The sequence below is a fragment of the Sciscionella marina DSM 45152 genome (assembly GCF_000379465.1).
Taxonomy (GTDB): Bacteria; Actinomycetota; Actinomycetes; order Mycobacteriales; family Pseudonocardiaceae; genus Sciscionella; species Sciscionella marina.
In genome coordinates this window covers 51,379-76,674 of sequence record NZ_KB905394.1, presented here as the reverse complement: position 1 = coordinate 76,674, position 25,296 = coordinate 51,379, and the positions used below count along the sequence as shown (strand labels likewise).

General features: G+C 66.2%; 28 protein-coding genes and 2 pseudogenes. 15 read left to right on the top strand and 15 right to left on the bottom strand.

Annotation, left to right across the window (positions count from 1 at the left end):
* Positions 1–19 precede the first annotated feature (19 nt).
* The 4 genes and pseudogenes from A37U_RS0121750 to A37U_RS53795 form a co-directional block, all read right to left on the bottom strand.
* Positions 20–649: a dihydrofolate reductase family protein gene (locus A37U_RS0121750; protein WP_020498793.1), complete on the bottom strand. Its 630-nt coding sequence runs from the start codon at positions 647–649 to the stop codon at positions 20–22.
* Entirely contained in the window at positions 649–1,158 is a 510-nt protein-coding gene (locus A37U_RS0121745) for an SRPBCC family protein (RefSeq protein ID WP_040588398.1), read from the bottom strand. Before A37U_RS0121745 ends, A37U_RS0121750 begins: the two co-directional genes overlap by 1 nt.
* Positions 1,158–1,502 carry an ArsR/SmtB family transcription factor gene (locus A37U_RS0121740; RefSeq protein ID WP_026197476.1) on the bottom strand — a complete coding sequence of 115 codons (345 nt, stop codon included), beginning with the start codon at positions 1,500–1,502 and terminating at the stop codon, positions 1,158–1,160. The genes A37U_RS0121745 and A37U_RS0121740 overlap by 1 nt, the downstream gene beginning before the upstream one ends.
* Before the next feature lie 192 nt (positions 1,503–1,694).
* Positions 1,695–2,178 (bottom strand): annotated as a pseudogene (locus tag A37U_RS53795) (transposase); the annotation flags it as partial.
* Positions 2,179–2,367: 189 nt separating this feature from the next.
* On the opposite strand from A37U_RS53795, the gene A37U_RS0121730 reads away from it, so the two are divergent.
* The 8 genes from A37U_RS0121730 (at position 2,368) to A37U_RS0121700 (ending at position 10,107) form a co-directional block, all read left to right on the top strand.
* Positions 2,368–3,051, top strand: a complete 684-nt coding sequence (locus tag A37U_RS0121730) for a YcnI family copper-binding membrane protein (protein ID WP_026197475.1) — start codon at positions 2,368–2,370, stop codon at positions 3,049–3,051.
* Positions 3,048–3,563 (top strand): copper resistance CopC family protein, encoded by a 516-nt coding sequence (locus tag A37U_RS0121725; RefSeq protein WP_020498788.1) that lies wholly within the window; start codon positions 3,048–3,050, stop codon positions 3,561–3,563. The genes A37U_RS0121730 and A37U_RS0121725 overlap by 4 nt, the downstream gene beginning before the upstream one ends.
* The gene (locus A37U_RS0121720; protein ID WP_020498787.1) at positions 3,563–4,528 is read left to right on the top strand and encodes a copper resistance D family protein; all 966 of its coding nucleotides are present in this window, start codon (positions 3,563–3,565) and stop codon (positions 4,526–4,528) included. Before A37U_RS0121725 ends, A37U_RS0121720 begins: the two co-directional genes overlap by 1 nt.
* Before the next feature lie 160 nt (positions 4,529–4,688).
* On the top strand, positions 4,689–4,817 hold the full coding sequence (locus tag A37U_RS54945) for a putative leader peptide (protein ID WP_420806253.1): 129 nt from the start codon (positions 4,689–4,691) through the stop codon (positions 4,815–4,817).
* A 118-nt stretch (positions 4,818–4,935) separates the two neighbouring features.
* Complete coding sequence (locus A37U_RS0121715) at positions 4,936–6,768, top strand: hypothetical protein (protein ID WP_051111705.1); 1,833 nt, start codon at positions 4,936–4,938, stop codon at positions 6,766–6,768.
* A gap of 72 nt (positions 6,769–6,840) precedes the next feature.
* The gene (locus A37U_RS0121710; protein WP_020498785.1) at positions 6,841–8,574 is read left to right on the top strand and encodes a hypothetical protein; all 1,734 of its coding nucleotides are present in this window, start codon (positions 6,841–6,843) and stop codon (positions 8,572–8,574) included.
* 33 nt (positions 8,575–8,607) lie between these two features.
* Positions 8,608–9,846 carry a YeeE/YedE family protein gene (locus A37U_RS0121705; protein WP_020498784.1) on the top strand — a complete coding sequence of 413 codons (1,239 nt, stop codon included), beginning with the start codon at positions 8,608–8,610 and terminating at the stop codon, positions 9,844–9,846.
* A 36-nt stretch (positions 9,847–9,882) separates the two neighbouring features.
* Positions 9,883–10,107: a hypothetical protein gene (locus A37U_RS0121700; RefSeq protein WP_020498783.1), complete on the top strand. Its 225-nt coding sequence runs from the start codon at positions 9,883–9,885 to the stop codon at positions 10,105–10,107.
* A 57-nt stretch (positions 10,108–10,164) separates the two neighbouring features.
* On the opposite strand, the gene A37U_RS0121695 is transcribed toward A37U_RS0121700, so the two are convergent.
* Complete coding sequence (locus tag A37U_RS0121695) at positions 10,165–10,419, bottom strand: hypothetical protein (protein WP_020498782.1); 255 nt, start codon at positions 10,417–10,419, stop codon at positions 10,165–10,167.
* A gap of 264 nt (positions 10,420–10,683) precedes the next feature.
* Here A37U_RS0121695 and A37U_RS53790 point away from each other — a divergent pair.
* Positions 10,684–10,830, top strand: a pseudogene (locus A37U_RS53790) (amidase family protein); the annotation flags it as partial.
* A 122-nt stretch (positions 10,831–10,952) separates the two neighbouring features.
* Here A37U_RS53790 and A37U_RS0121690 read toward each other — a convergent pair.
* Positions 10,953–11,795: a helix-turn-helix transcriptional regulator gene (locus A37U_RS0121690; protein ID WP_020498781.1), complete on the bottom strand. Its 843-nt coding sequence runs from the start codon at positions 11,793–11,795 to the stop codon at positions 10,953–10,955.
* Between the two features lie 352 nt (positions 11,796–12,147).
* On the opposite strand from A37U_RS0121690, the gene A37U_RS0121685 reads away from it, so the two are divergent.
* The 3 genes from A37U_RS0121685 (at position 12,148) to A37U_RS0121660 (ending at position 14,865) form a co-directional block, all read left to right on the top strand.
* Entirely contained in the window at positions 12,148–12,390 is a 243-nt protein-coding gene (locus tag A37U_RS0121685) for a hypothetical protein (RefSeq protein ID WP_240437635.1), read from the top strand.
* A gap of 108 nt (positions 12,391–12,498) precedes the next feature.
* Positions 12,499–13,254: an SDR family NAD(P)-dependent oxidoreductase gene (locus A37U_RS0121675; protein ID WP_020498780.1), complete on the top strand. Its 756-nt coding sequence runs from the start codon at positions 12,499–12,501 to the stop codon at positions 13,252–13,254.
* 990 nt (positions 13,255–14,244) lie between these two features.
* Positions 14,245–14,865, top strand: a complete 621-nt coding sequence (locus tag A37U_RS0121660) for a TetR/AcrR family transcriptional regulator (RefSeq protein ID WP_020498778.1) — start codon at positions 14,245–14,247, stop codon at positions 14,863–14,865.
* A gap of 75 nt (positions 14,866–14,940) precedes the next feature.
* On the opposite strand, the gene A37U_RS0121655 is transcribed toward A37U_RS0121660, so the two are convergent.
* Entirely contained in the window at positions 14,941–15,396 is a 456-nt protein-coding gene (locus tag A37U_RS0121655) for a cupin domain-containing protein (protein WP_020498777.1), read from the bottom strand.
* Positions 15,397–15,470: 74 nt separating this feature from the next.
* Here A37U_RS0121655 and A37U_RS0121650 point away from each other — a divergent pair, with 74 nt between their 5' ends.
* Entirely contained in the window at positions 15,471–15,893 is a 423-nt protein-coding gene (locus A37U_RS0121650; protein WP_020498776.1) for a GMC oxidoreductase, read from the top strand.
* Positions 15,894–16,103: 210 nt separating this feature from the next.
* On the opposite strand, the gene A37U_RS0121645 is transcribed toward A37U_RS0121650, so the two are convergent.
* The 6 genes from A37U_RS0121645 to A37U_RS0121615 all read right to left on the bottom strand — a co-directional run bounded on the left by A37U_RS0121645 (position 16,104) and on the right by A37U_RS0121615 (position 20,572).
* Positions 16,104–16,532, bottom strand: a complete 429-nt coding sequence (locus A37U_RS0121645; protein WP_205622986.1) for a VOC family protein — start codon at positions 16,530–16,532, stop codon at positions 16,104–16,106.
* A gap of 33 nt (positions 16,533–16,565) precedes the next feature.
* Positions 16,566–17,195 (bottom strand): alpha/beta fold hydrolase, encoded by a 630-nt coding sequence (locus tag A37U_RS44585; protein WP_240437639.1) that lies wholly within the window; start codon positions 17,193–17,195, stop codon positions 16,566–16,568.
* A 149-nt stretch (positions 17,196–17,344) separates the two neighbouring features.
* Positions 17,345–17,779: a nuclear transport factor 2 family protein gene (locus A37U_RS0121635; RefSeq protein ID WP_020498772.1), complete on the bottom strand. Its 435-nt coding sequence runs from the start codon at positions 17,777–17,779 to the stop codon at positions 17,345–17,347.
* A gap of 617 nt (positions 17,780–18,396) precedes the next feature.
* The gene (locus tag A37U_RS44580; protein ID WP_240437634.1) at positions 18,397–18,645 is read right to left on the bottom strand and encodes a response regulator; all 249 of its coding nucleotides are present in this window, start codon (positions 18,643–18,645) and stop codon (positions 18,397–18,399) included.
* Positions 18,646–18,761: 116 nt separating this feature from the next.
* Positions 18,762–19,742, bottom strand: coding sequence for an NmrA family NAD(P)-binding protein (locus A37U_RS0121620; protein WP_020498769.1), 981 nt, complete (start codon positions 19,740–19,742; stop codon positions 18,762–18,764).
* A complete protein-coding gene (locus A37U_RS0121615) occupies positions 19,739–20,572 on the bottom strand; it encodes a polysaccharide deacetylase family protein (RefSeq protein ID WP_205622985.1) in 834 nt (277 codons plus the stop codon). Before A37U_RS0121615 ends, A37U_RS0121620 begins: the two co-directional genes overlap by 4 nt.
* A gap of 67 nt (positions 20,573–20,639) precedes the next feature.
* On the opposite strand from A37U_RS0121615, the gene A37U_RS0121610 reads away from it, so the two are divergent.
* Together A37U_RS0121610 and A37U_RS44575 are read left to right on the top strand one after the other, a co-directional pair.
* Complete coding sequence (locus A37U_RS0121610) at positions 20,640–21,569, top strand: LysR substrate-binding domain-containing protein (RefSeq protein WP_026197471.1); 930 nt, start codon at positions 20,640–20,642, stop codon at positions 21,567–21,569.
* A gap of 227 nt (positions 21,570–21,796) precedes the next feature.
* Complete coding sequence (locus A37U_RS44575) at positions 21,797–22,114, top strand: YrhK family protein (RefSeq protein ID WP_020498766.1); 318 nt, start codon at positions 21,797–21,799, stop codon at positions 22,112–22,114.
* 37 nt (positions 22,115–22,151) lie between these two features.
* On the opposite strand, the gene A37U_RS0121600 is transcribed toward A37U_RS44575, so the two are convergent.
* The gene (locus A37U_RS0121600) at positions 22,152–22,850 is read right to left on the bottom strand and encodes a hypothetical protein (protein WP_020498765.1); all 699 of its coding nucleotides are present in this window, start codon (positions 22,848–22,850) and stop codon (positions 22,152–22,154) included.
* Between the two features lie 312 nt (positions 22,851–23,162).
* Positions 23,163–25,094: a DUF6541 family protein gene (locus A37U_RS0121595; RefSeq protein ID WP_020498764.1), complete on the bottom strand. Its 1,932-nt coding sequence runs from the start codon at positions 25,092–25,094 to the stop codon at positions 23,163–23,165.
* Positions 25,095–25,296 lie beyond the last annotated feature (202 nt).

Sequence of the window (25,296 nt, the reverse complement as noted above, 5' to 3'; positions counted from 1 at the left end):
GGTCGGGGTCTGTTGAGTTTCATTCTTTCCGTGTCTGTACGGCGTAGGTCAGGTGAGTGGTCAGTGAGGATGTGGACTCTGAACTGACTTGCTGCAGCGCTACGCGGCTGGCGTCGATGCCTTCGAACAGTCGGATGCCCTTGCCGAACAGTACGGGTGCGAGAGCGACCGTGAACTCGTCGATCAAGCCCGTGTTGAGGCACTGCATGATCGTCTGGCCACCGCCGGAGACGCGGACGTCCTGGGCTCCGGCGGCTTTCCGTGCCTGCTCGATCGCCGCTTCGACGCCGTTGTTGACGAAGTGGAAGGTGGTGGCGCCCTTTCGTTCCCATGGCTCGCGTGTCTCGTGGGTGACGACGAAGACCGGGGTGTGGAAGGGCGGCTCTTCGGGCCAGGAGTGCTCGCCGGCGTCGAACATCCGCTTGCCCATGACGTTCGCGCCGGTGCGCTCGAAGGTTTCCCGGACGATGTCGTTGTCGCGGCCTACCTCGCCCTTGCCGGGCAGGTTGAGACTGTCCCGGAAGTACTGGAGCCGGAAGACCCAAGCCTGCAGCTCCATCCACTGCTTTCCCATCAGCTCTTCCGGGGACTCGGGGGCGATGAATCCGTCCAAGGACATCGACACGCTGAAGAACACCTTGCTGGCCATCAGCCCTCGGCTCCCTGATGCACGGAGTCGGTGACATACGCCGCAAGGTTGCCCAATGTCTGCCTGCCCCCTTCGATCGCGCCGTGTTTCTCGATCGCCTCGTCGCGCAGCTGCTTGGTCGGGAAGACGGTGAGCATCTCGATCGTGGTCACGTCCCCATCGGCGGTGAACGTCAGGACCGACTCGAACGCGTCCGGATCGTCGCGATGCTCGCCGTGAAGCATTGCGATCCGCTCCGGCGGGGTGATCTCTGTCCAGGTGATCCACTCGGGGTAGTCGGTGCCGTCCGGGCCGTGCATCACGAAGTCCCACACGCCGCCGACGCGGAACTCGAACGCCCGCGTGGTGGTGGTGAACCCTTTTGGTCCCCACCACTGCGAAAGATGCCGCACTTCGGTGAACGCGTCGAACACCAGCTTCCGTGGCGCGCCGATTGTCCGGGAGACCACGATCTCTCGGTCGGCCGTCGCGGACTGCCCCGACGACGGGTCTGGTCTCCTGCTGCTCATCAGCTATCCCCCCGGTTCTCCTGCTTCAAGGCCTGCACGTATGCGTCCAGCCGGTCGAAGCTCTCATTCCAGAATTGTTCGAACCCGCCCGTCCACTCGTGGATCGGCCGCAGCCCCCGGGCATCGAGACAGTAGAGGCGCTGCTTGCCCTGCTGACGGTCCCGCACCAGCCCGACTTCCCGCAGCACGCGCAGGTGCTTCGACGTGCTCGGCTGCGGCAAGCCCAGTTCGCGGACCAGATCAGTCACCGGGCGCTCACCGGCACGCAGCAGCATCAGGATCTCCCGGCGCTGAGGCTCGGCGATCGCGTTGAAAACGTCCGACGTCGTTGCTGCTCGTGCCACAGAAACCATCATATACCCATATCGGTATGCGTCAACAAGGGAACGGTAGCCCGTGGCCTGGTTCGGGGTGAGCCATGCGGCGGAGGATGATTCTCGACCGGAATCGACCTGGCCGTTTTGTGCGCTGAGTCGAGAGCGCGCCGTGGTTCAGAGCGTGTCTCATGGGAGAGTTTCTCGTGGCGGGTGACGGTGGCGGCGGTGGATCGTTCGATGCCCAGCGGTTCGCCGAGCTTCTTTGCTGGACTCGACGTCTTTGCCGGCGATACGGACGACGATGCCGCGGTCACGGACGCAGTCCCGCAGGTCGGTGTGATCGTCGGCCTTGTCGGTGTGCAGCGTGCTGGGTTTGCGGCGGCGGGGTTCCGGCCGGGATCGCCATGACCAAGGGTTTCCGGGCTTGCCGCGGTCGACCGGATCCGGCCGGTCATGAACCCTTTTTTCGCGCGAATCGATGCCGCGTCCAGGACGGTGCGGTGCAGCCGGGGCCATAGACTGGCCTTGGTCCATTCGGTGAACCGTCGATGCGCAGTCGGCACCGTGCCCCGAGCGACGGTGGCAGTATTCGCCAAGAGCATCCGCTGGTCAGCATGTACACCATCGTCGTGAACACGGCCCGGTCGTCGACCGGAGCCCCCAGTTCATCCGGCACCAGCCGCCGGGACAACGCATCGACCACGACACACGATCACGCACTGCCAACCACGAAAACCATACGAGACACGCTCCAAGAGCGGATCCACCGGTGTTTCGACATTCCCAGATGTGGCTGTCTGCGAGCATTTCCTGTCCTGTGGAACCGGTTCGCCGATCCGCCCGTGCTCGTTACGCTGCGCGGCTGTACGCGAATCGGGATCGGGGCGGTGGTATGCAGACTGTTCGAAGTGGACTTTCGGCGGCAGTGCTGACCGGTGCGGTGTTGCTGGGCGTGGCCCCGGTGGCTTCGGCACACGTGCGCGCGGATGTCTGGGGCTCCGCGGCGCCGGGACACTATGCGACGGTGGTGCTCCGGGTGCCGAATGAACAGGAGTCGGCGCGAAGCACCGGAATCGTGCTCCGGTTGCCCGCGGAGCATCCGCTCGCGGAGGTGTCCACGCAACCGGTCCCCGGCTGGCGGGCGCAGGTGACGAAGCGGCGGCTGCCGCAGCCGAAACGGGAGGGCAAGCTGACGCTCACGGAAGCGCCGAGCACGGTGAGTTTCACCGCGGATCCCGGAGCGGGCACCCCGCCGGGGCAGTTCCAGACCTTCTGGCTGTCGCTGGGCCCGCTGCCGCCGGACACGGATGTCCTCCACCTGCCGACCGAACAGCGTTACGACAACGGCAGGGTGGTGGACTGGGCGACCCCGGCCAGGGCAGGTGCCGCGGAACCGGACCATCCGGCCCCGCAGATCACGGTCGCCGGTACGTCCCGCCCGCGGACCACCGCCCAGGACGAAAGAACCGGTGACGGGATCGCGCGGCTGCTCGGTGGGCTCGGCGTGGGGATCGGGGTACTCGGACTGGGGCTCGCGATCGGAGTACTGCTGCGCCAGCGAAGGGTGAACCGATGAAGCGGGCACTGCTGCTGGCCGCGCTGGTCCTGGGACTCACCGGGCTCACCGCTCCCGCCTTCGCGCACAACACCTTTGTCGGTTCGAGCCCGGGAAACGGTGCCACGGTCGGCAGTTCTCCGAAGCAGGTATCGGTCACCTTCGGTGAACCCGTGCAACAAGGGGAAAACCGAATCTCCGTGCTCGGCCCGGACGGGCACAGCCAGTGGCAGGCGCAGCGTCTGGCCACTGTGGACGGTGACAGTGTGCGAGTGCCGCTTCGCGAGCTCGGCCCAGCCGGGCGCTACACGATCGCTTACCGGGTCATTTCGGCGGACGGGCACCCGGTTTCCGGTACCGCGACGTTCACCCTGAGCGCGCCGGGCCACGGCACACCCGCTGCCCCGGAGCAGGCCGGGCAGTCCGATACCGGCGGCGGGGTACCGGTCTGGGTCTGGGCGGTCGGTGTCGTGGTGCTGCTGGCGGTCGCGATCGGGTTGGCGCTGCGACTGACCCGGCCCGTGAGGAAGTAGTGCGCGCACTGCCCTTCGTGGTCCTCGCCTTCGTGGTGACGCTGACCGCGGCGTTGGTCGGTGTGGTTACGGCTCCCAGCGCGGTGCCCGGGATCCCGAACAGTCCAGCGGCCGTCGGGGTCGGGATCTCCGTGCTGCGCGGGGTGTTCTATCTCGCCGCTCTGGTGCTGCTCGGTGTGCACCTGCTGCCCGCGCTGCGGGCCGCGAAGGCGGGAACCCAGCCCATCGCCGCGTGTGCCGCGCTGATACTCGGTGCTTCCGCACTCGGTCAACTCGTGTTGCAGAGCGCGGATTTCCGCCCGGAGCGCCCGGTCACCCTGGCTTCGATCGGTGAGTACGTGGCACTGGTCGACGCGGGGAAGGCACAGGTGTTCCTGTTCGCGCTCGCCGTGGCGCTTGCGGTGCTCGCGGTCCTGGACGCACGTCGGGGTGGCGGGATCGCGCCCACGTTGCCGCTGTTGCTCTCCGGTGCCACGGTACTGGTTCTTCCTCTTGTCGGGCATGCCATCGATCAGCCGGACTGGCGTGGCCGGCTCGGCATCGTGGCGATGGAACTGCACGTGCTCGGCGCGCTGGTCTGGACCGGGGGTCTGCTCGCGGTGTTGTTCTCGGCCAGGGATCCGGCGGCGGTGGTGCTCGACCGATTCTCCACGGTGGCGGGGATCTGTCTGGCCCTCGTCGCGGTCACCGGGGTCTGTTTCGGGCTGCTGCAGCTGGACGCGGTTCCGGGGATTCCCTGGTATATCGCGCTTTTCCGGAACGACTACGGTCTGTTGCTGTGTGCCAAACTGGTCTGTGCGCTCGCGTTGAGCGGGATCGGGACAGCCATGCGTTATCGTGTTCTTCCCGGGGTGCTCTCCGGAGCGCGTGGCGGATTCGCCCGGCTCGCGGTCGTCGAGCTCGCGGTGATGGGACTGGCGATCGGTTTCGCGGTGGTACTCACCAGAACACCGCTACAGCAATAATCCATCGATTCGATTTGTTCGGACTCGGATATACTCGCATATAAGCATATAACAGGACTATAACAGTCCTGGTTGTGCGGGAACTTTTCCGAGCGTTCATGGTCAGTTCGTGAGCTGCGAATATGATCGTTATTCTCCGGTTTGTACGCCTGATCGGGTGATGACGACGACGCTGGGACACGTTGACATCACCCGCGCGGGGCGAAAATATTCACCCATGCTTCGTACGCTCCTGGTAGCGCGGATTCATGCGGACCTGTGCCGCACGGCGAGCGCGCTCTGTCAGTGAACGCCGTGTCGGTTCTGCATTCGCGGTAATTCGAAGTATCTGTTTCCGTCATATCCCCACCGGGCGGGCGAGTTGTTCGTGCCCTCGCACGCCGCTGGAATCTGAAAATGGAGAGTGGATGGTGAAAACCTCGCGACGATGGCCCAAGGTTGCTGCCGTACTCGCCGCTGCCGTGGTCGGTATCGGCCTCGCGGCATTTCCCGGGACGCAATCGGCCGGTGCGGCCGTGCAGGTCTCGACCGAGCACACGAAGGCTGCGGACGGCAGGGACTACTGGGTGCAAAACCACCTGGCCCCGGCGAATCTGGCGGCCAAGGGTGATACCGGAGGTAAGCGCAAGGAATGGTTGCTGGTCTGGGCCGGTGACGAGAATGTCGCCGATACCGCGGTGAAGGACATCAAGGGGCTGCCCGGATCCCTCGGCGGTGGCCTGGACAAGGTGAAGAACGCCCTGCCGGGGCCGGACTTCCTCGCGGTCATCGATGCGACGAAGGGGTCCCCGGACTACGGCAAGGTGGTCAACACGGCCACCGTGGGGCCGCTGGTGGAGAACGAGCCGCATCACATGCAGTACACCTGGCACAAGGGCAACACGATCTACGCGGGTGGGCTGTTCAGCGCGGCCACCTACGCCTTCGATGTCTCGGCGCTGCCCAAACTGCAGCTCAAAGGGGTGAGCCTGCCGACCCAAACGCTCGGCGGTTCGGTTCCGGACGCGTACGACACGCTCAAGGACGGCACCGCCTACGGCACGTATATGGGCGGCCCGGTGGTTCCCGGTCCCTATGTGGACAGCAACGGGAAAACCGTGATCTCCAACGGGTTCGCGGGCAGTCCGGGGGAGGTGGTGCGCTTCGACCAGAAGGGCAAGGCACTCTCCCAGGTTTCCGCGGCCACCCCGCAGGGCGACAACCAGAAGCTCTGCGACGATCTGCCGCAGCTGAGCAAGGCGACCTGTGCCAACCCGCACGGCATCCAGGTGCGCGAGGACCTGAACACCATGGTCACCAGTGACTACGTGGAGCCGAGGAACATCATCCTCGACCCGGTGAAGCAGCCCTCGCCGTACTTGCGCCGTCCGACGATCCGGACCTGGGACATCGCCGACCGCAACCACCCGAAGCTGAAGTCGGTGGCATACCTGCCCGATGGTCCCCGGTCGAATCCGAAGGACCCGCTGCACAACGAAAGCCGTGCGGTGATGGAGAACGGGGTGACGCACAAACCGGGCCACAAGGGTGCCTTCGCGCAGACCATGCAGGGCGGCGCGATCTTCTACACGCCGGACATCACGGCGAAGAAGCCGAAGTGGCGCGAGGTCTGGGACGACGGCACGGCAGGCAAGAAGTTCGGTCCGAAAAACGACAACATCGGATCCGGCACCAACGGCGGCTGGGTCGCGGTGAGCCCGGACGACAAGTTCCTGTACCACGCGGTCATCGGACGCCCGAAGGGCACGCTCGGCCCGAGCGATCCCGGTACCAGCGGCGGGGTCTACACGCTGAACATCCAGAAGCTGATCGGTGCCGGCGATGATGTCAAGTGCGCCATCGACACCAAGGCCAAGGCCGAACAGGGCGGTAGCGGTGACTGCCCGACGCTGGCCGGGGCGGCCGGGATCAACCCGGATGAAGCCGGTCAGGGCCCGCATTGGGGCGCCTACGACAACTTCCAGACCGGAAAGGACGGCTACTACCACGAAACCGAGCAGCCATCACGCATCGCCGCCTCGGACTACTTCGTGGCCCGCTCTGGGCTGGACGGGGACCACAAGGTGTGGATGCTCGGCCTCGGTAAGAACGGGAAGCTGTCCGTGGACAAGGACTTCCGGGACGAGAACACCGGCCAGGTCGGTGTCGACTTTAACCGGAAATCCTGGCCACACGGCGATTTCGGATACGCGAAACCGCACTCCGAACTGTTCGTCGTCGCCGACAAGGATCTGAAGTAGGTCACTGGCAACGAAAACCGGTCGGTGGTGCCGGGGCTTCCTGCACCACCGACCGCCGAGCTTGGAGTCGTCATGGACATGCCGGGTATGGATCACGCGGCGCAGGCCGCCGACGCCGGTACCCCGACCTTCGCGGTGCTGCTGCGAATCGTGCTCCTGGTGGCCACCGCCGTGGTCGCCGGGTCGGGACTGCTGCGGCCAGCCATACGCACACACACGAGGCGGACCGCGGTGTCGGTGTGGATCGCGGCCGGGATCGCCGTGCTCGCGGACGCGCTGTCGGTTGCGTTCGCGCAGGCGGGGATCGTGGTGACGGTCGTGCAGATCGTGCTCACCGTCGCGATCGCCGCGCTGCTCGGCAAACCCCGGCCGGTCGCGGTGATCTCGGTGCTGTTGACCGGCCTGCTGATCGCCGAGGGATCACAGGAAGCCGCCGGCGGGCTGTGGTTCGTGCTGGACCTGTTCTTCGTCCTCGCCGCGGTGGTGTTGCTCGGCGCGGCCGGTTATCTGGCCACCGTGGACATTCAGGACTGGCGGCTGGACCGCTCGCGGGTGCGGACGCTTGGCCTGAGCGCCGCCGCGGTGCTCGCGGTCACCGGGATCGGGCAGCTGCTCGCCTCCGGGATCGCGTTCGACCGGCGGCTCTACGAGACGGCGTACGGGCTCGTGATGTTCGCCGGAGCGGCGCTTGCCGTGCTGGTGCTCATCGCCCTACTGCTGCGGCGGTACGCGCGGATCGCCTCCCGTGCGGCGGCGATCGCCGTGGTGCTCAGCTTCGGCGCGTGGACGGCGGTCGCGGCGATCCCCGAACCCGGCGCGCTGCCCACGCCCGGGGTCCCCGAACTCACCCACGTGCAGCTCGCGGAAAAGCAGGTGCCGTTGTTGGTCACCCCGAACCGGCCAGGACCGAACCTCGTGCACTTCCCGGATTCCGCGGGCCGCAACCTCACCGTCGCGGGCGAGGACGGTCACCGGGTACGCGCCGATTCCCGTCCGGGAGCCGAGGGCAGCTGGGCGAAGGTGAATCTGCCCGCGGGACGCAGCACGCTCACCATCGGCGGCGAGGAAGTGGGAGTGGACACCGGAACCGGGCCCGCACTGCCGCAGGCGGTCGGACCGGACGGACCGGAATGTGCGAGTGCCGCACTCGGTTCCCTGGTCACCGGCAATCGGAACGTGCTGCACACCTGTCCCGCCGATGCGCTCTCCCCGGGTGATGCGCGGGATCTGCGTACCACCGTGGGCTTTTTGGCCGGTCGTGGGGCGCGGGTGATCACTCTGGCCGGTGATGCGAGCGCACGGTCCACCGCGGCACAACGGATCGTGCGTGCGGCGGCCGCACGGCGCGGAGTCGTGATCGCCGATCATCCGCGTCCCGATGGCGCATTGCTGGTGGTCTCCGGGTGGGAGCACGCGACCGGCACCCTGGTGCGCACCCGGCGCGCGCAGCAGGAAAATCCGCTCTACGCCTACGGAAACTACCTCGCCCCCTGGTTGCTCAACGCGCCGATCGTGAATTCGGTGCCGACCTCGGAGTTGCCGCTGCGATTCGACCCGCGGGTGCGCGAATCGCTGGAATTCTCCGTGGCACTGGAGAACCTGTTCGGCGGGGAGAATCCGTCCACCGCAGCCTACCGTTCCTGGGCGGCCGAGACCAGCGCACCGGTGGACAGCGGGCTGCAGATCTACGGCTGCGCGCAGGTGAACGCGATGCCGATGGATGCCATGGGAGACATGGGGAAACCGTATCCGGGGCAGTGGATCCCGGACGGAACGATCGTTCCGGTCACCGGGGTGCTCCGTTGACCGCCGCCGCTGGGAGAACAGAAAGGGACGCCTATGACAGCGATCGACGGTAGTTTCGGATTGCCCGCTCCCGCGGCGCGGGCGCCATCGGCCCGGGCGGGCGTGGTCGGTGTGGGGTTGGTGCTGGCGGTTGCGCTCGGCCTCGCCGTGTTCAACGCGGCGGGCTGGAAACTGACCCTGCTGTACGCGGTCGGTCTGTTGCTCGGCCTGGTGCTGTTCCACTCCCGGTTCGGGTTCACCTCGGCGTGGCGGCAGCTGGTCACCGTCGGCCAGGGCAGCGCGCTGCGGGCGCACATGCTGATGCTCGCGGTCGCCTGTGCGCTGTACGCGGTGATCCTCGGATTCGGGGCGGGGCTTTCCGGGCGGCCGGAGGGACTTGTCATGCCCGCCGGGGTCGGGGTGATCCTCGGCGCGTTCCTGTTCGGGGTCGGCATGCAGGTCGGCGGTTCCTGCGCCTCGGGCACGCTGTTCGCGGTCGGCAGCGGTCAGACCGCGATCCTGTACACGCTCGGCGGGTTCATCCTCGGTTCGATCGCGAGCGCCTTCGCCGCGAACTGGATCACCGTGCTGCAGAACCTGGGTCCGACGGTGTCCTTCGCCGACACCCCGCTCGGCTATCCGGGTGCGCTGCTGATCTCGCTGGTCATCATCGCGGGTGTGGTGCTCGCCTCGCGGTGGGTGCAACGGCGGCGCAGCCCACCACCGGTGCAGCCACCGCCCTCGGCGTGGGGGATCGCCAGGGTGCTACGCGGTTCCTGGCCACTGTGGGCGGGTGCGATCGCGCTGGCCGTGCTCAACGCCGTCACCCTGTTCGTCTCCGGCGGGCCATGGGGCATCACATCCGCGTTCAGCCTGTGGGGCGCGAAAATCCTCGGCTGGCTTGGTATCGACATCTCCGGAGCTCCGTACTGGCAGGTGGCGAAGAACGCCAAGTCCCTGCATGCTTCGGTGCTCGCGGACAAGACCTCGGTGATGGACTTCGGCATCATGATCGGCGCGCTCATCGCCGCCGCCCTTGCGGGTGCCTTCGTGCTGCACCGCAGGGTCCCGCCACGGATGGCGCTCGGTGCCGTGCTGGGCGGAATCCTGATGGGATTCGGTGCGCGGATGGCGGGCGGTTGTAATATCGGAGCCTATTTCTCCGGAATCGCCTCGTTCAGCCTACACGGTTGGCTGTGGGGAATCATGGCCATCGGCGGGACCTATGCGGGAATAGCGTTGCGCCCGCTTTTCGGACTGACGAATCCCAAACCGACGGATTCGGTCTGCTGAATCCTGATCCGCAACAACAGTGAGGAGTATCCACCCATGAAACGACGTCTCGCGCGTATCCTTGTCGGCGGCGGTATCGCCGTGGCGGCGCTTGCCGGAGCGGCCGGGCCGGCCGGTGCCGCGCAGCCCGCGGCCCAGGACGGTCCCGCGGTCTGGCTTGTGCCCGGGGGCGACCTCGGCGGCGTGCTCGGCCCCACCGTGGGCGTGCCGACCGCGCTGCTCGCCCCGGTGAACAAGCTGCTGACCGTGCTACACGGTTGAGGTCAAGAAAGTCGGGGCCGCCGCACCGAGTATGGTGCGGCGGCCCCGGTGCGCGGTTCAGTTCCCGGAAGGCAGCAGCTTGCCGGGGACTTCGGCGACCGACTGGATCAGCCCGACGACCGGGACCCCGAGCACCGTGTAGTCGGTCCAGATATCGTGCAGACCGCTGGTGTCCGGCTCGTCCACGATCGCGGGATCACCGCCATCGCCGGTGCCGCCGCCGGTCGCCGCCAGTGCCGGTACACCCGCGCCCGCGAGCAGGCCGAGCGCGATCACCGAGGACGCGATTCCGCGCCGGAGATTAGTGCGCATAACTGTATTCCCAATCTGGTTCCGATGGGTATTGTCCGAAACTACCGTGGCACTTCCGGTGCGGAAAAGAAAGTGCGATCCAGGTATCGGGAATTCCTCGATAATCGACGAATTGCGGATCAATAGGCGAGTGCTGTTGTTGCGGTTGTGCGATGCGGCTTCGCACGACGGCTCGTCCAACGGAATCTCCGCCGCATCACGACGAGGCAGCCCTGTCTGAGTGGTCTTCTCAGCAAAGCTGAGAGGCCTGCCATGGTCGGCTCGGTGTCCAGCGGCGGTGCCGCAACGGCCGTGGCCGCCGGGCTGCTACCCCTGGCTCATGGTAGTGACGGGGCAGGCTCGATCCGCACACCGGCCGCGACCTGTCACCTTGTCGGGGTGAAACCGAGCCGCGGATTGGTGAGCTCGGCGCGCCGTCTTGCCCTTGGCATCCGGTACGGCTCCGGTGCCGGACGATCGCACAACGTTCCCTATCGCACATCCGAGGCATACATCTGGTCTACCCGAGTGGCTACCTGAGAAATTACCGCCAGTCAGCTCTCGACCGTATCCGCGTGGTGTGCGGTGGCGTGGAGGCTGCTCAGCAGCGCGAGGGCGTGGGCGCTGGGTGTGCCGGGGTCGGCGTGATAGATGATCAGTTGCTGCCCGGGGGCGTCACGTACGTCGAATGCCTGGTAGGTGAGGGTGAGCGGGCCGACGTCGGGGTGCACGAGGTGTTTGGGTTCGCGGGTCTTGCCGCGCACCTGATGGGTTTCCCACAGAGTCCGGAATTGCGCGCTGCCTTCGGTGAGTTCGGCCACGAGCTGTTGCAGAGCGGGATCCTCGGGGTCGTAACCCGCGGCTACCCGCAGGTTCGCCACGACGGCTTGCGCGGTCCATTCCCAGCGTGCGTAGAACCGTCGTCCGGCGGGGTCGAGGAAAGTCATGCGGGCGAGGTTGTCCACCGTGCCGAACGGTGAGAACAGCCCGTCGGCGAGGGTGTTGGTGGCCAGTACGTCCAGCCGCTGATCGAGCACGAACGCAGGGGTCTGCGGATAGCCGTCCATGAGCTGTCGCAGTTCGGGGCTCACGGTGCGGTGTTCCGGAACGGAGGTGGTGGCCGGCGTGGCGCCCGCCAGCCGGTACAGGTGGTCGCGAGCGTCGGGTCCGAGATCCAGTGCACGGCAGAGCGCGTCGAGCACCTGCGGTGACGGGTGGGTCTCACGGCCCTGTTCCAGGCGGGTGTAGTAGTCGACGTTCACCCCGGCGAGTACGGCGACTTCTTCGCGGCGCAGTCCGGTCACCTTGCGGCGTCCCGAGTGGAGCACGTCGGCGTTGCCGGGGGATCGTTGTGCGCGGCGCGCTCGCAGGAACGCACCCAGCTCAGTGCTCGCCATGGCACCAGGGTAGGTCGGTCTCCGCCCGGTTGCCTGGGTGTGGGACACCCAGGCACCGTTCGTCCTGCCGGGGCTGGTTCTCGCCGCCGATGCTGGTCGGCATGACAGGTGATAGCGACGTGCGGGCTATGAGGGTCCCCGCGGCTGGCCGAATCGAGCACGGGCTGCATGCCGGGAGGCGCTGCGCGTGCGCTGCCGATCACCCGGGGGCGGGCAGGGCGATGAGCGCGGAAAGTCGTGAACTGGACGGTAAGTCGCACTGCTCACCGGCGCCGCTCGCGGTGTGGGTGCGCCATGGTCGCTGTGCGGCACGCCCGTGATGTGCGAGTGCTGGGCACCGACCCCGTTCGCAGTGAACGAGGTGGCCGCCCGACTCAGTGGTGTGTCCCAGGAGGACACCACAGCCGACTGGGACGAGCTGATGTCGGTCAACGCTCGGGGAACGTTTCTGCACGCCAGGGAGGTGTTCCGCCCCGGTGTGGTCGAGACCGACATGCTCGACGACTTCCGGGCCGACAGCCGGGAGTACCTGTGCTCCTTCGGCGACGCCCGCCCCTGGGCCATGCCGCACAACCCGAAGAGGTGGCCGAGGTGATCGGTTTCCTGGCCCGGCCTCGCTCGAGCGTCGTCACCAGCGCGGCCGATGACGGCTACACCGCCGCCTGATCCATACACACACCACAACGAGAGACAAGGAGCCGTCATGTCTGGACGCCTCACCGGCAAGGTCGCGCTGATCACGGGTGCGACAGGCGGCATCGGTCAAGCCACCGCGGAACTGTTCGCCCGTGAGGGAGCCGGCCTCATCGTCGCCGACCTCGACCACGACACCACTGACAAGCTCGCCGCGCGCCTGAAAGCCGAAGGCGCCGAGGTGCTGGCGGTCCGGTTGGATGTCCGCGCACCGGAGAACTGGGACGAGGCAATCGATCTGGCGAGCCGGCGCTTCGGCCGCCTCGACATCCTGGTCAACCTGGCCGGCGTCGTGGACTGGCCCGGTATCGAGGACACCACGAAGGACGACTGGGACCGGGTGGTCGCGGTCAACCAGACCGGCACCTGGCTCGGAATGAAAACCGCCATGCCCCTGCTGCGTGCCTCCGGTAACGCCTCGGTCATCAACACCTCGTCAGTACTCGGCCTCATCGGCAGCGGGGCCGCCGCCGCATACCAGGCGACCAAGGGTGCGGTGCGGTTGCTGACCAAGACCGCCGCCGTCGAGTACGCCACCCGCGGAGTCCGGGTCAACTCGGTGCACCCCGGGGTGGTAGCCACCCCGATGATCCAGGACCTGCTCGACGAGCAGGGTGACCAGCAATCCGACATCCTGCGCACCCCGATGCGCCGGGCGGGCGGCCCCGACGAGATCGCCCCCGCAATGCTCTTCCTGGCGAGCGACGAATCCTCGTTCGTCACCGGAACCGAACTCGTCGTCGACGGCGGACTCACCGCACACTGACAACCGTCTTCGGCTCCACGCCAGGTGCCCGCATACAGGTCCTCAGTGTTCCGTGGTGGCGGGGAGCGCAGCACGTGGTGCGGTGGCATCCGCGGTCCCCAGGCACTGGCTGCCGTCGAAGAGGCCCAGTTCGTAGTGCGCGGTGTGCTCATCGTGTTCGTCGACGGCGATCCCGATGTCGTAGGTGCCGGGATAACGGACCTCGCCGAGGTAGTTGACCTGGTAGTGCCAGGGAAGGAATCGCGGGAGTTTCCTGGGGAACCGTCTCCCAGCAGGGTGTGTGCGTGCGACGCGATCGCCTCGTCGTACCAGCCCAGCGCAGCGATGTAATTGACGTGCCGGTTGAGATCGACATCTCCGACGCGGGCGTGGACGGTGGCGGCGGCCGGGTAGTAGTGCCGCTCTCGGTGATGCGGACCGGGTTTCGACGCAGCTGTCACATCTGTTCCCGGCAGCCGTAGCTCTTCGAGGTCGGCGAGCAGCTCGTCCGGCACGATGATCGGGCCGGACTTGTCGGCGAGCACGATGGTGGCCTCGGCCGTGGCGACCGGCTGGCCGTCGGAGAACATGCCCTGACCATAGGTATACGAAGACCGCCCGATCGCCCGGATACCGGTACCGATCCGGACGGTTCCACCGAACTCGCCGAACGCCGAGTACCGTTCGACACGCTGGCCGACCAACAGGATGTGGAACGGCCCGAACCCGCTCTCGGCCACGAGCTTGTCGAACCGCGGGAAGCGCAGAGCCACACGGGGATGTTCGAAAAGGCGCGCCAGTGCCACCGTGCTCGTCGTGCCGTCCGGCGCAAGGTCACCGAACCGTCGCACCACCTGCTGCCGGTCCGGAAAGTCGGCCTCGGTCGCAGGCCAGTGGGCTGTTCGTCGATGGTCACAGTGGTTCCTTTCCGGGTAACCCGACACCGTCCCGCTGGCGGGCACGCCCCTGGACAGCCTCCGAGCGGTGGGCTGCTGCGATGTCATAGCCGCCGTGAACCTGCTCTCCGGTTCCGCAGGCGACGAAGTGTTCAGCATGCGCAAGCTGGCCGGTGAGCTGGGGGCCGATTCCTCCAGCCTGTACCGGCACTTCCGTAACCGCACCGAGTTGATGCTCGCGATCGTGGATCATGTACTGGTCCAGGCCATGCACGATTACCGGCGGCAAGGTAGCTGGCGTGCGCGGCTGGTGGACCTGGCCTTGCGCTCCTGGGACGCGTATGCCGCGTTGCCGCAGCTGGCGAAGGACGCCAGCCACTATCCGGGCAGCGGGCCGGGCAGTCAGCTGGTGATCGAGGAGACCCTGCAAGCCCTCGGCGACGCCGGGGTGCCCGAGGAACTCATCCCCGAGTGGTATCACCGGCTGATGACCTTGTCCGTCTCCCTCATCGCCGCACACGCGGCCAGGCAGACCAGCGGCCCAGCCGAACAACAACGCAGACTGGAAACCTTCCGGGTGATCACCGTAGGCGCCGACCCGGAAGAGTATCCCGCATTGGCTCACTACAGCCGCCACATCAAACCCACGGGCTTCACCCGCGCAAGCTTCCTCGCCACCATCGAACTCGTACTGGATGCGGTACCGGCCCGCCAAGAAACAAGCGGTACTCAGTGAACCGTCACGGGTCGGGCCGCTTCCTGCGTTGCGTCACCTCTCTTTGATGTGTGAACAGATGACTCGGGAAATCGTTCAGTCGGCCGGAGCGCGGAGTGCGTGCAGTTCGGCCGCGGCTTCCGGATACTGCTCCGCCAGCTTGTCCGCGGAGGCGAACTCGACGCAGTCGTCGGTGTAGGCCGGGATGACGATCGTGCTGAACAGGCTCCACTCGCCTCGGGTGACGGTGGTCTGCCAGGTTCCCGCCGGAACGACGACCTGCGGCCGCTCACCGGCGGAGACGTCGGTGCCGAGCACCACACGCTCGATGGTGCCGTCCGGGTGCAGCAACAACATCGCAGCGGGCGCTCCCGCATGGTGCACCCACACCTCGGTGCGATCGAGTCGGTGCGGCGCGGAATACGCCGGGGCGACGAGCAGATAGTAGATCGCGGACCCGTCCGCGGACCGCCAGCTCTCGCCGAACAGTCCACCTTCTATGGGCAGAGGCTGGAGCTCTAGATACCTGATGTAGTCCGTGGGTTCTGGCATACCCGGACCCTAACGGGAATCAGGGGCAACCGAACCGCGACGAACCACCCCTTGCTGCCACACCACTTGCGGAGGTGATCGACGGGGAGGACTATCCCACCAGCGCGGTCCCCTCCACTTCAGCGGCTGCTCTCGACTACGCCCGTCATCACGGCGCCAGCACCTACCACGAGGTCGGATCGTGCGCGATGGGCTCGGCCGACGACGATGTGCTCGCCCCCCGGCTGCGTGTCCGCGGTACCGATGGGCTGCGGATCGTCGACGCATCCGTTCTGCCGTTCCAGGTTTCGGCCAATACCGCCGCGCCGGTGATGGCCCTCGCCTGGCTTGCCGCCGATCTACTGGATGCCTGGCACGTGGAACTTTGCATGGTGTCTCAGTCAGTAAGGAGACAGCATCTCGGATTACCGGGACGATGGTCGCGGGGATGGCGGAATGACGGTCGTGCCCACTCGATGAATGTCGCGCGACCGTGTTCATTGATGCCGTGGTCGTGAAGGCGCGATGGTCAGCTGATGAGTCCCGCGTTCTACGGCCGATCGGTGTGACGCTCGAGGATCGTGAGGGTGTGATCCATTTGATGAGGAATTCTTTCCGGATCGCGTGTAAGCGTGGCTTGGACGTGGTGAAAAAGGATTTGGAACCGGTTCTTGCCGCCGCGGCGGCGGGAGCTGCCAAAGGGCCCGAGCGATCCGGGATGAGAACGCTCAGGCAGGTCGGCCTCCGACGCGTTCCCATTGGGCTTTGTTCCACTCGACGTATTCGGCCCGGACGCCACCGGGTAGTTCGGCGGTCAGGTTCCTGCCGGTGGGTACGGTCTGCGGGCCGCGCACGATCTGCGCTCCGGCCCGGTCGAGCAGCTCCTGGCACTCGTCGAGGTCGTCGACGATCAGCGTAGTCACCGTTGCCCGGTACGGCTCCAGTGCTCGCTGATCACCCGCCACCAGCAGAACGCGGCCAACGGTGGCCAGCTCCAGGCCGTTCGGCATCGTGAAGCGGGTGTCGGGCGGCTCGCCCGTGACCGCGGTAAAGGACGCCAGTGCCGCATCCAGGTCGTCGACATAGGCGCGGGCGTAGGTGCGGAGGATACGCATGATCAGAAAAGGTGTGCAGCGATGCGGATATTCCGTTTGCACCTTGACGAGTGCCTGACCGTCCCGACATCAGGATCAGCTCGAGTGGGGGTGGGGCAGGACGAAATCGCGTAGCAGAGCGGCGACCTGGTGTTTGCCTTCCAGGGTGCTGCCGTGGCATATCCGGGGGAGGATCTCGATGCGTTTCGTGCCCGGGATCGCCTGGGCGAGAGTACGGCCGTGCTCGGCGGTCGCGGCGGGATCCTCGGCACCGTAGATGGGTTGGGTGGGCACGGTGATCGTGGCGAGCCGATCGGTGACGTCGAAGCCGTTGACCGCGTCGAGCCGGCGGGCGTCCTCGACCGGAGGCTGGTGCACCAGTATCCCGCGGGTCTCGGCCAGCAGGCCGGGATCCCGCCGCCTTTTCTCCGAGAGCACGAAGTCGAGCATCCGCGTGTCGCGCTGTTCGGGTGGGAGCGCGGTCAGCTCACCGGCGGCGGTCCTCGGGACCAAGTGAATCCTGGGCAGGGTCGCGCCGAGCGTCAGGGTGGCGATGACCCCGGGCCGGGACACCGCCAACTGCAGGGCGATAGCGCCTCCGAACGACACCCCGAACACGTGTGCGCGCGCGTGGCCCAGCCCGTGGATCAGTGTCGCGAGATCGTCCATTCCGTAAGGGGTGGCGGAGTTGATCGACTCACCGGTGTCGCGCTGGTCGTAGGTGATGGTGTGGATGCCTTCGTCCAGCAGTCCGCGGAACTGGTCGTATTGCGCGCGGTTGCTCTCCCGCCGTGGATCAGCGCGAGGGGCTGCCCGGAGCCCGAGGTCGAGTAGGCGATCCTGGCCTCCCGCTCTCGTTCGCCACCTGGACCGTGCTACACAGTCAGTGCGTCGGCCAGTTCCCGGGTCCGGCCCAGCATCCGCGCCATCGCGATCGAGTCGATGTAGTCCTCGTAGCTCACGATCTGACCGTTCCGCACCCGGGCCACGGCCAGCGCCCGGAACGTGTACGGCTCTTGGGCCGCGTGTGACCAGCCGTTGTGGCTGAACTCGGCGACGACCACCTCCGGATCGTCGGTCTGGTGTACCACCGTCTCCACCTCGGCCATGTCGAGCAGCTCCTTGGTCGACTCGCCCGCCTGATAGTACTTCTGGATCGCCTCGGGCCCGCTGAGCTCCGCGGGTGTGCCCGGCGGAGCGAAGGGGAACCGGAGCACCCCATCGGCTGCGAACAGGCTGGAGAACTCGGGCCCGTCCCCGGCTATCATCCGGCGGACCTCTTCGATCATTTCGCGGGGTGTGAGCGCCATGATTGCTCCTTCGGGTGACGATGAAATCCTCAAGAGGACAGCAACGTCTGTTTACCGTGGTCGGGTTGTGTGGACTCGGGTGTTGCGTGCTTCGATGGCTTTCCAGGTGGCGGGGATCGTGAGGTCGGCTCCGTTGTGTGCGAATTGTTGGGCCGCCGTTGTGTGGGGGTGGTGGTGTGGCTGGGGGTGTTGCCGATCGCGATGTAGAGCCCGAGGTGTTCGGTGAGCTTNTCGTCCGGGCCGAATACCGGTCGGCGCGCTGGCGAGTGTGCTTCGTCGGTGCCGACGATGAGGTCCGGGGTGTTTTCGTGGCTGGAGGCGACGGTGACTGTGACTCGGTCGCCGTTGTCGATGAGTGTTTCGACGTGTTCCTCGAAGCGCAGGTCGGCCTGCTCGGGCAGGTGTGTTGCGGGATGGTGACCGCCACGTGCCAGGTCGATGTCGGCGCTGAGCCGGGCTGTTCCTGCCCCACCGGTCGAGATCCGCATGCTTGCTCCTTCGGTGCCCCACCACCCCACTATAGCGACATTCTGTCTATTTAAGCTAGTTTGCCGGGTGGTCGGGGCGGCGAGTGGTCGGTCACCCCTGCGGCTCGTGTCGGGCTGTGCTGATCTGGGTCACAGCCATCCGTGGTCGTGGGCGTGGCGGGTGAGGACGACACAGCGGGTACCGGGATGGTGTGTGGCGACGTGTTCGGCGACCTGGGCGCCGTCGAGCCCGGGCATCTCGATATCGAGTACCGCGATATCAGGCCGATGGGCGCGGATCACCGCCGACACTTCGTTGCCGGTGCCCGCCTGACCCACCACGGCGAGATCGTCTTCCATACCGAGTAGGGGCGCCACCGCATGACGAGTGACCGGCATCGTCCCGCCGTATGCCGGAAACACCGCCGATGTGCTCGAACAGGCCGTGACGCAGTGACCCGCAGACGGGGCAAGAGCCGGCTCGGCGGGTTGCCTTTCTTCCACTGGGACACCGGCTATGGAGACAGCTCGGGCGTGAACTGCTGGACTTCGCGCCGACCGCCATCCCAGCCGGTCCGGCGCAGCCAGTTTTCGAAGGTCATCAGAGTGGGATGGAGTCGCCGCAACAGATCGAGGTCGCGAGCGTTACCGGCGAGGTCATAGTGCTGGAAGAATCCGAACATGCCGGCGTAGTCGTGACCGACTTCGGGAGTGCCGGTCCGGAGCGCGTCGAGTGGCAGTTCGGCGTAGCGGGCGGGGATGCCGGTCACCCGCTCGAAGGTCGCCGCGATCTCGTTCCCGGTGAGGCTGTCGGCGGCCACGGCGAGATCGCGCGCACCCCATGATTGCCAGTGCTCGAGCATGTGTACGGCGAACCAGGCGATGTCGTCGAGCCCGATCATGGGATACCGGCCGGAGCCGAGCGGCAGGGTGAACACCACATGCTCGTCGCCCTCGGCCGCGGGCGAAAGGCGTGACTGGAGGTTTTCGAAGTACGGCGAGGTCACCAGGACCGAGACGTGTTCGGAGTACCATCCGTCTCGCTCATGCCGCATCATCTCTTCGGATCGGTGGAGCTGGATGTGCGCGGCGACCGCGGCCTTGGCCTCGTAGTGGGGCACGAGAATGCGCCCTGCGGTCAGGGTGGCTGCGCTGTCCAGCGAGGACCACACGAACCGGTCGATCCCCCGTAGCCGGGCAGCTTCGAGGATGCTGGTGCCCTGGGTGAACTCGGCGATCGGGCTTTTCGTGGAGAAGAAGTCGGTGTTGCAGAACACCCAGGACACGTCGTCCAGTGCGGACCGGATGCTTTGCGGATCGCCTGCGTCGCCCCGAACGAGCCGCACGCGGTCGCTTCCGTCGGCCAACGCAGCCGCGCGCTTCGAGTCCGGGTTCCGGGTCAGTACCGTCACCTCATCGTCGGTATCGGCAAGCAATTGCGCGACGACGCGGCTGCCCATGGCACCGGTGCCGCCGATGACGAGTGTGCGGTTCATGAGACGAGCTTTGCGGCATGGAGCACGTGATCGGCGAGCTCCTGATGGGTGACAATCCAGACATCCTCCCGGACGTCGGCGAGCTGCCGGAGCACCTGCTCGAACTGGTCGGCGAATGGTGGCCGTCCTCCGACGTGCGCGTGCACGGTCAGATTCAGGATGCCCGGTCCCGGCTGGCGCAGCAGGTAGTCGAGGAGATCGAGGTGAATGTCCCGGTAGGCTCGCGGACCGGCCAGCGCACCGCGCACATCGGTGAAGTCGCTGTGTTGGAGGCACACCAATGGACCAGCGGCTGTGCTCGTGACATAGGGCAGATCCCGGTCTCCGTGGTCCCCGGACCATCGGTAGCCGGCCGCGGTGAGCAGATCGGGAGTGTTCCTGGTCGGGGTGGCTCGCGGGCTGAGCCAGCCGACCGGCCGGGAGCCGGTGAGCCGCCGCAGAATGTCGGTGCAGCGCAGGATGTTCTCCCGTTCGGCATCCGGACCGAGCTGTCCGGGAACGAGGTCCTGGGCGTACGAATGCGCCGCGAGCTCGTGTCCGGCAGCGTGCGCGGTCAGCACTGGTTCGGGATGCCGCTCCGCGAGTCGGCCGCTGACGCCGAACGTCGCCCGCATGTCGTACCGGTCCAGAATCTCGAGCAGCCGCCAGACGCCCGTCGTCGCCCCGTATTCGGCCCACGAAATGCTGTGCAGGCACTCCACCCCGGGCAGCGGCCATGCGGCGGCCATCGGTGCGTAGCCCGGCCAATGACCATCGGACCAGGATTCGAGCGCAACGCAGATTTTTGCGGCGACCTTTTTGCCATCCGGCCAGGTCAGAGCAGATCCCATGGGCGTCACGGTAGCCGCGGCCGAACAGGTCATCTAGTATCGCCGAAGGAGAGGACCTATCCGCGCGATGCATAAATCAGAAGTCACGCTCGATCGAATGCGCACCTTCGTCCGGGTCGCCGAAAGTGGCAGTTTCTCCGCCGTCGCACGGGATCTCGGTGTCGGCCAGTCCACCGTCACGCGGCATGTGCGCGATCTGGAGGATGCGCTCGGGGTTTCCGTGTTCAGCCGCACCACCAGAAGCATCGCGTTGACCGACGAGGGGAGCCGCTATTACGCGCGTGCCACGGAAATTCTGCGTCAGGTCGAGCAGGCGGGCCAGGAGCTCGAGGACGCCAAGGCCGACGCGTCCGGAAAAGTGCGCGTATCCTGCTCGGCTTTCTTCGGCGTCCTGCAGCTGAGCAGACTGATCTTCGAGTTCCAGGATCGGCACCCCGACATTCGCGTGGATTTCGTCCTCACCGATGAACGCTCCGATCTGATCCGTGACGGCGTGGATATCGCCATCGCGCTCGGCGAGCAGCCGGACAGTGAACTGCGCCTGCGCCCGCTCGGCGAAGCGCACCAGATTCTCGTGGCTTCCCCCACCTATCTCGCGCGGCGCGGGACGCCGGGGTCGCCGGAAGATCTCTTTTCGCACGACGTGATCCGCCGGACGGGCGTCGCCAGAAGCCACGAGCTGACCCTCATCGATGAGCAGGGCACGGCGCACATCGCTACCTTCACTCCCCGTCTCCGCATCGACCACGGTCATGCGGCTCGGGAGGCCCTTCTCAGCGGTCGCGGTGTCTCGCCCGTACCCCAGTGGCTCGTCGATGATCTGCTCCGCGACGGGTTGCTGCACACCGTGCTCCCCGGGTACAGCTGTGCGCCGATGCCACTGAACATGCTCGTCGTGCCGGAACGGGCCGATATCGCTCGAGTCCGGCTGCTCCGGGACTTCCTCGCCGAGCAGATGACCACCATCCCTGGAGTGCGGCCGCCTCACCGGCAGTGAGCATCAGGCCCGGGTCGCCAGCTGCGGAGAGTGAAGGCAAGCCAGGTTGCCCACCGTTGACCATCCTGCGGAGCGCGCGGTTTCCAGAGCTCGACGAGCGCCGAACGGTAGTTTTTCCTGCGGGTTCTCCGTTTGCTCTGGTCAGCGAGCGGGAGAAAGACTCGGGAACCGTCCCGGAACCGATTTTCCGATGTCTCGATGGGTGTTCACCCTGTTACGTTCGGAGCATGCTTCCACCTCCGGACGACGACCCGGCCGATCCGAACATCATCATCCGGTTCGGCAGACATCGGCTGCGCATCGTCGATGTGTTCGAGACACTGAGCATCATCAACGATGCGTTGATCGCGATCGAGTTCCTCATCGGCAGCATCTTCTTCTTCGGCCGGGACCACGATCCTGGCGTGTGGCTGTTCGTTGTCGGCAGTATCCAGCTCGCGGTGCGGCCCGCTCTTCGCCTTTCCCGGCGGCTCACCCTGCGCCGCATGGGGCGGCGAGCCGACGGCCTGCATGTTCGCTGGCAGCGCCAACAGGAGGAGTTCTGAGCGCAGGCCCACAGTCGGTGGTGTGGACCGGGGAGCGCTATCGCCGATATCCCGCCGGGTCCATGTTGAACGCGAGGTCGATCGCGACCGGCGAGACGACGGCCAAGGCTGCCAGCGGTTGCGGCAGTCGCGCCGAAAGCTCGAGCACGTACCGGCCGACCGCCCTGGCATCGCGCACCAGCGGACGCCAGTGGGAGTAGCCGCCCAGTTTCACGAACCGGCCGACGTTGTTCCCGGCCTGGTCGGCGAGGTCGAACTGTTCGAGCCGGGTCCCGGTCGAGCGTAGCTTCCCCGCGGCGCGGCCGTGGCTGGTGATGCCGAAGCTGACCTTGCCGAGCACGTTCTTCTGGGCGAACCGGCCGATCTCCCCGCCGTCCGGGCTGGTCACGCTGATCTTGCTCTTCCACACCTTCCGGTGTGTCAACGTTGCCCACGGCCGCCCCCGGGGATCGCGGAACTCCATGGTTTCGGTGGTGTTCTTTTTGATCGCCTCGCCAAGTGGCGTCTCGGCGATGTCGTAGGACTCGATCTGTTCGACGCATTCGGCGAGCAGAGCACCGTTGGCGGAGTACAGCCGGTACAGACAGCCGGACCGGTCCATGGAGAGCTGGTCGACGATGACGACCGGTTCACCGAAAACGGTCCCGTCGCCGTAGCGCGGCGCGATTCCGCTCTCGCTGAGCATCGCGGCGATCTCGTTCCGGTCGGCGTACCAGCCTGCGGCGCTTTCCGGCATGTGCGACCCCGGTTCTGTGCTCGGTTTTTCGCGCAGTATACGGCGTAATGGGCGGTTCTGAGGGCCAGCCAGGTTCGGCTGCTTCGATGCCGATACGGAACCAGGCGTTGTTGCGTATCCCCACCGTTCTTCCTGCGCGCGGGGCTGCTCGTTGTCTCCGCTGTCCGCTGCACTGCGCATCGTGTGGCTCGCGGGTACTCCGCCGAGCGAGGTGAGCTCCGCGCTGCACCGGGCGGCTCTGTGTACCCCACTGACCAGGCGGAAACGGCCGTGCGGCTGAACCATCCGGCACGCTCTGCGGAAAGCCCGTGACTAGGTTCCGTGCCGGCCGTCCTCGATGCGATAGATGGTCGCGTCGCGGTTGTGGTAGATCGGGTGCAGTTCACGTACGCGATCGAGGTGGCGGAGGCCGTGCGCCCGCTGATTGGTGTTTCGCACGAAGCCTTTCTCCACCATGAGGTATTTGACGTTCAGCTGCCGCACGGCGGATCGGACCCGCGCGTCCGCGTCGTACTCGTCGAAGTGGTCCATCAGGAGGCTGGGCGCGGCACCCACCTGGTTGTCGCTGAAATGACCAGCCACCGGATGCGCACCCGAGATCGCGTACATCCACGCGGAACCATCGTATCGATCGTTCATGACCTTTTCGTTCGGCCGCACCACCGAGCGAAGATGTTCCATGGCTTGATATTCGAGGTTGCTGACCGTCGGCCCGTTTCCGTACCGGAACGCGATCGCCGCCGCGTTGACGGAATGATAGAACCCTTTGGTCAGCACGAAGAAAGCCAGGAACACCACGGAGAACGCGATAGCGAACGCCGCGCGCCGCAGTGCGTTCACCTTCCGGAGCAGCGCCGCGATCGCGGTACCCGTTTCGGTCAATCCATGCCCCGCGACCAGGGAAAGCGGAAGCACGGCGAGCGCGAGGAGCCGGTATTGGTCGTTCCACCACGGCCTGCTGAGTGCGACCACGAGAGTACTGCCATTGTAGGACATCGTCAGGATGAAAAGGCAGGCGAAGATGAGCGAACCGCCGAGAATCCATCGCGCATCGCGGAGATTCTTGAACCGGATCAGCCCGATCCACAAGGGTATCGCCAGCCAGATCTGCGGGTGTTCGCTCAAAAATTGATAGGTCAGCAACGATCCGACGGACTGGCTGAACGGGAAGTGTTTGTCCCAGGTTATTCCGGGGGCTTCGGAGGCGCTACTGAGCAGGCCGCTGATGAAAGGCAGCGAGATCACGATACTGGCCACGCCTGCCGTCGCCAGGATGCCCAGTTCCCGCCAGGTCCGCCGTGGAATCTTCAGCCAGCGCCCGAGCAGGATGGGCAGCAGATACAGGACTGCGGTGAACAAACCGGAGGGTTGCAGGGTGAGCAGTCCCACCGCCGCGAGTACGAGCGCCGCGCCGGTGCCGATGCGGCGCTCGTCCAGCACCATCACCGCGAGCAATACGAAGGCCAGGCTCAGAATGCTCGCTATCTCGAACGGGGTCAGCGGTCCCCGCCACAGCTGGTCGTAAATCACCGAAACCGAACTCACGGCGACCAGCACCGTGAAGGAACAGGTCAGGGCGCGAACCCGGAACCGGTGCAGCAATCCGAGCAACGCAAGGGCGAGCATGGCGGGAAGAAGCGCCATCTGGGCGTTCATCACGATGGTGATCGGCGCGCCGGTGATATTGTAAACGGTTGCGGCGACCAGATGATAAGCGTTCGGGTAGAAAGTACCGCCCGTTTCGTACCAGTTGATCATCCCCATCCCGGTGAAACTGCCGTCGCCGGTATCGGCGATATAGCGGATCCCGTTCGCATGGAACGGTGCATCCCAATCCTGCGGCAGATGCGTCAGCCCGCCGGTGCCCAGCGCGATGATCAGTGCCCCGGCCACCGATGCGATGGCCACCCCGGCGATCGCGATCCGGTGATCCCGCCGCTGCCAGCGAGCCGCGCTGCCGAGCGGTTCATCCCGGCCCCGCCACAGCCGGCGCAGCAGATAGGCGAGGACCGCGAGGACGAGCGTCGAGCCGCAGTACGTCCAGGCACCCCAAGGGATTCCCAGCCACGTGGTCAGTGGTCCGCACAGCCCCGCGACGGCATAACCCAGCAGTGGTGCGGTAGCCGTCAGCGGCCATCCCCGGAGCCCGGTGCCGTGGCCCAAGATCAGGCCCGGACCCCAGATCATGAGGATGTTCGCGAGACCGGCCAGAATCACGAGGCCATAGCTGTCGTTCAGTGACATCTGCTCAATCGATCGAAGGAATGCACAATGCAGCGATCCTAGCGAGGCCGGCAGATTCCGTTGCGTTCGACCAGTTCCGACGTTGCATCACCGGAAAGAGTGAGTGGTTCTCTCGGTGAATATCACCACCGGTGGTAGTGCGGCGAATGGCGTATCACCCGACAGTGTCTCGAGGAAGGAATGCCCTCGGAGACTATTTCGG

What these genes read in the sequence shown, in the direction of transcription:
- A37U_RS0121750 (WP_020498793.1), bottom strand. Translation starts at nt 649, where the DNA reads ATGGCCAGCAAGGTGTTCTTCAGCGTGTCGATGTCCTTGGACGGATTC.
- A37U_RS0121745 (WP_040588398.1), bottom strand. Translation starts at nt 1,158, where the DNA reads ATGAGCAGCAGGAGACCAGACCCGTCGTCGGGGCAGTCCGCGACGGCC.
- A37U_RS0121730 (WP_026197475.1), top strand. Translation starts at nt 2,368, where the DNA reads ATGCAGACTGTTCGAAGTGGACTTTCGGCGGCAGTGCTGACCGGTGCG.
- A37U_RS0121725 (WP_020498788.1), top strand. Translation starts at nt 3,048, where the DNA reads ATGAAGCGGGCACTGCTGCTGGCCGCGCTGGTCCTGGGACTCACCGGG.
- A37U_RS54945 (WP_420806253.1), top strand. Translation starts at nt 4,689, where the DNA reads ATGACGACGACGCTGGGACACGTTGACATCACCCGCGCGGGGCGAAAA.
- A37U_RS0121715 (WP_051111705.1), top strand. Translation starts at nt 4,936, where the DNA reads ATGGTGAAAACCTCGCGACGATGGCCCAAGGTTGCTGCCGTACTCGCC.
- A37U_RS0121710 (WP_020498785.1), top strand. Translation starts at nt 6,841, where the DNA reads ATGGACATGCCGGGTATGGATCACGCGGCGCAGGCCGCCGACGCCGGT.
- A37U_RS0121705 (WP_020498784.1), top strand. Translation starts at nt 8,608, where the DNA reads ATGACAGCGATCGACGGTAGTTTCGGATTGCCCGCTCCCGCGGCGCGG.
- A37U_RS0121700 (WP_020498783.1), top strand. Translation starts at nt 9,883, where the DNA reads ATGAAACGACGTCTCGCGCGTATCCTTGTCGGCGGCGGTATCGCCGTG.
- A37U_RS0121695 (WP_020498782.1), bottom strand. Translation starts at nt 10,419, where the DNA reads ATGCGCACTAATCTCCGGCGCGGAATCGCGTCCTCGGTGATCGCGCTC.
- A37U_RS0121690 (WP_020498781.1), bottom strand. Translation starts at nt 11,795, where the DNA reads ATGGCGAGCACTGAGCTGGGTGCGTTCCTGCGAGCGCGCCGCGCACAA.
- A37U_RS0121675 (WP_020498780.1), top strand. Translation starts at nt 12,499, where the DNA reads ATGTCTGGACGCCTCACCGGCAAGGTCGCGCTGATCACGGGTGCGACA.
- A37U_RS0121655 (WP_020498777.1), bottom strand. Translation starts at nt 15,396, where the DNA reads ATGCCAGAACCCACGGACTACATCAGGTATCTAGAGCTCCAGCCTCTG.
- A37U_RS0121635 (WP_020498772.1), bottom strand. Translation starts at nt 17,779, where the DNA reads ATGGCGCTCACACCCCGCGAAATGATCGAAGAGGTCCGCCGGATGATA.
- A37U_RS44580 (WP_240437634.1), bottom strand. Translation starts at nt 18,645, where the DNA reads ATGCCGGTCACTCGTCATGCGGTGGCGCCCCTACTCGGTATGGAAGAC.
- A37U_RS0121620 (WP_020498769.1), bottom strand. Translation starts at nt 19,742, where the DNA reads ATGAACCGCACACTCGTCATCGGCGGCACCGGTGCCATGGGCAGCCGC.
- A37U_RS0121615 (WP_205622985.1), bottom strand. Translation starts at nt 20,572, where the DNA reads ATGGGATCTGCTCTGACCTGGCCGGATGGCAAAAAGGTCGCCGCAAAA.
- A37U_RS0121610 (WP_026197471.1), top strand. Translation starts at nt 20,640, where the DNA reads ATGCATAAATCAGAAGTCACGCTCGATCGAATGCGCACCTTCGTCCGG.
- A37U_RS44575 (WP_020498766.1), top strand. Translation starts at nt 21,797, where the DNA reads ATGCTTCCACCTCCGGACGACGACCCGGCCGATCCGAACATCATCATC.
- A37U_RS0121600 (WP_020498765.1), bottom strand. Translation starts at nt 22,850, where the DNA reads ATGCCGGAAAGCGCCGCAGGCTGGTACGCCGACCGGAACGAGATCGCC.
- A37U_RS0121595 (WP_020498764.1), bottom strand. Translation starts at nt 25,094, where the DNA reads ATGTCACTGAACGACAGCTATGGCCTCGTGATTCTGGCCGGTCTCGCG.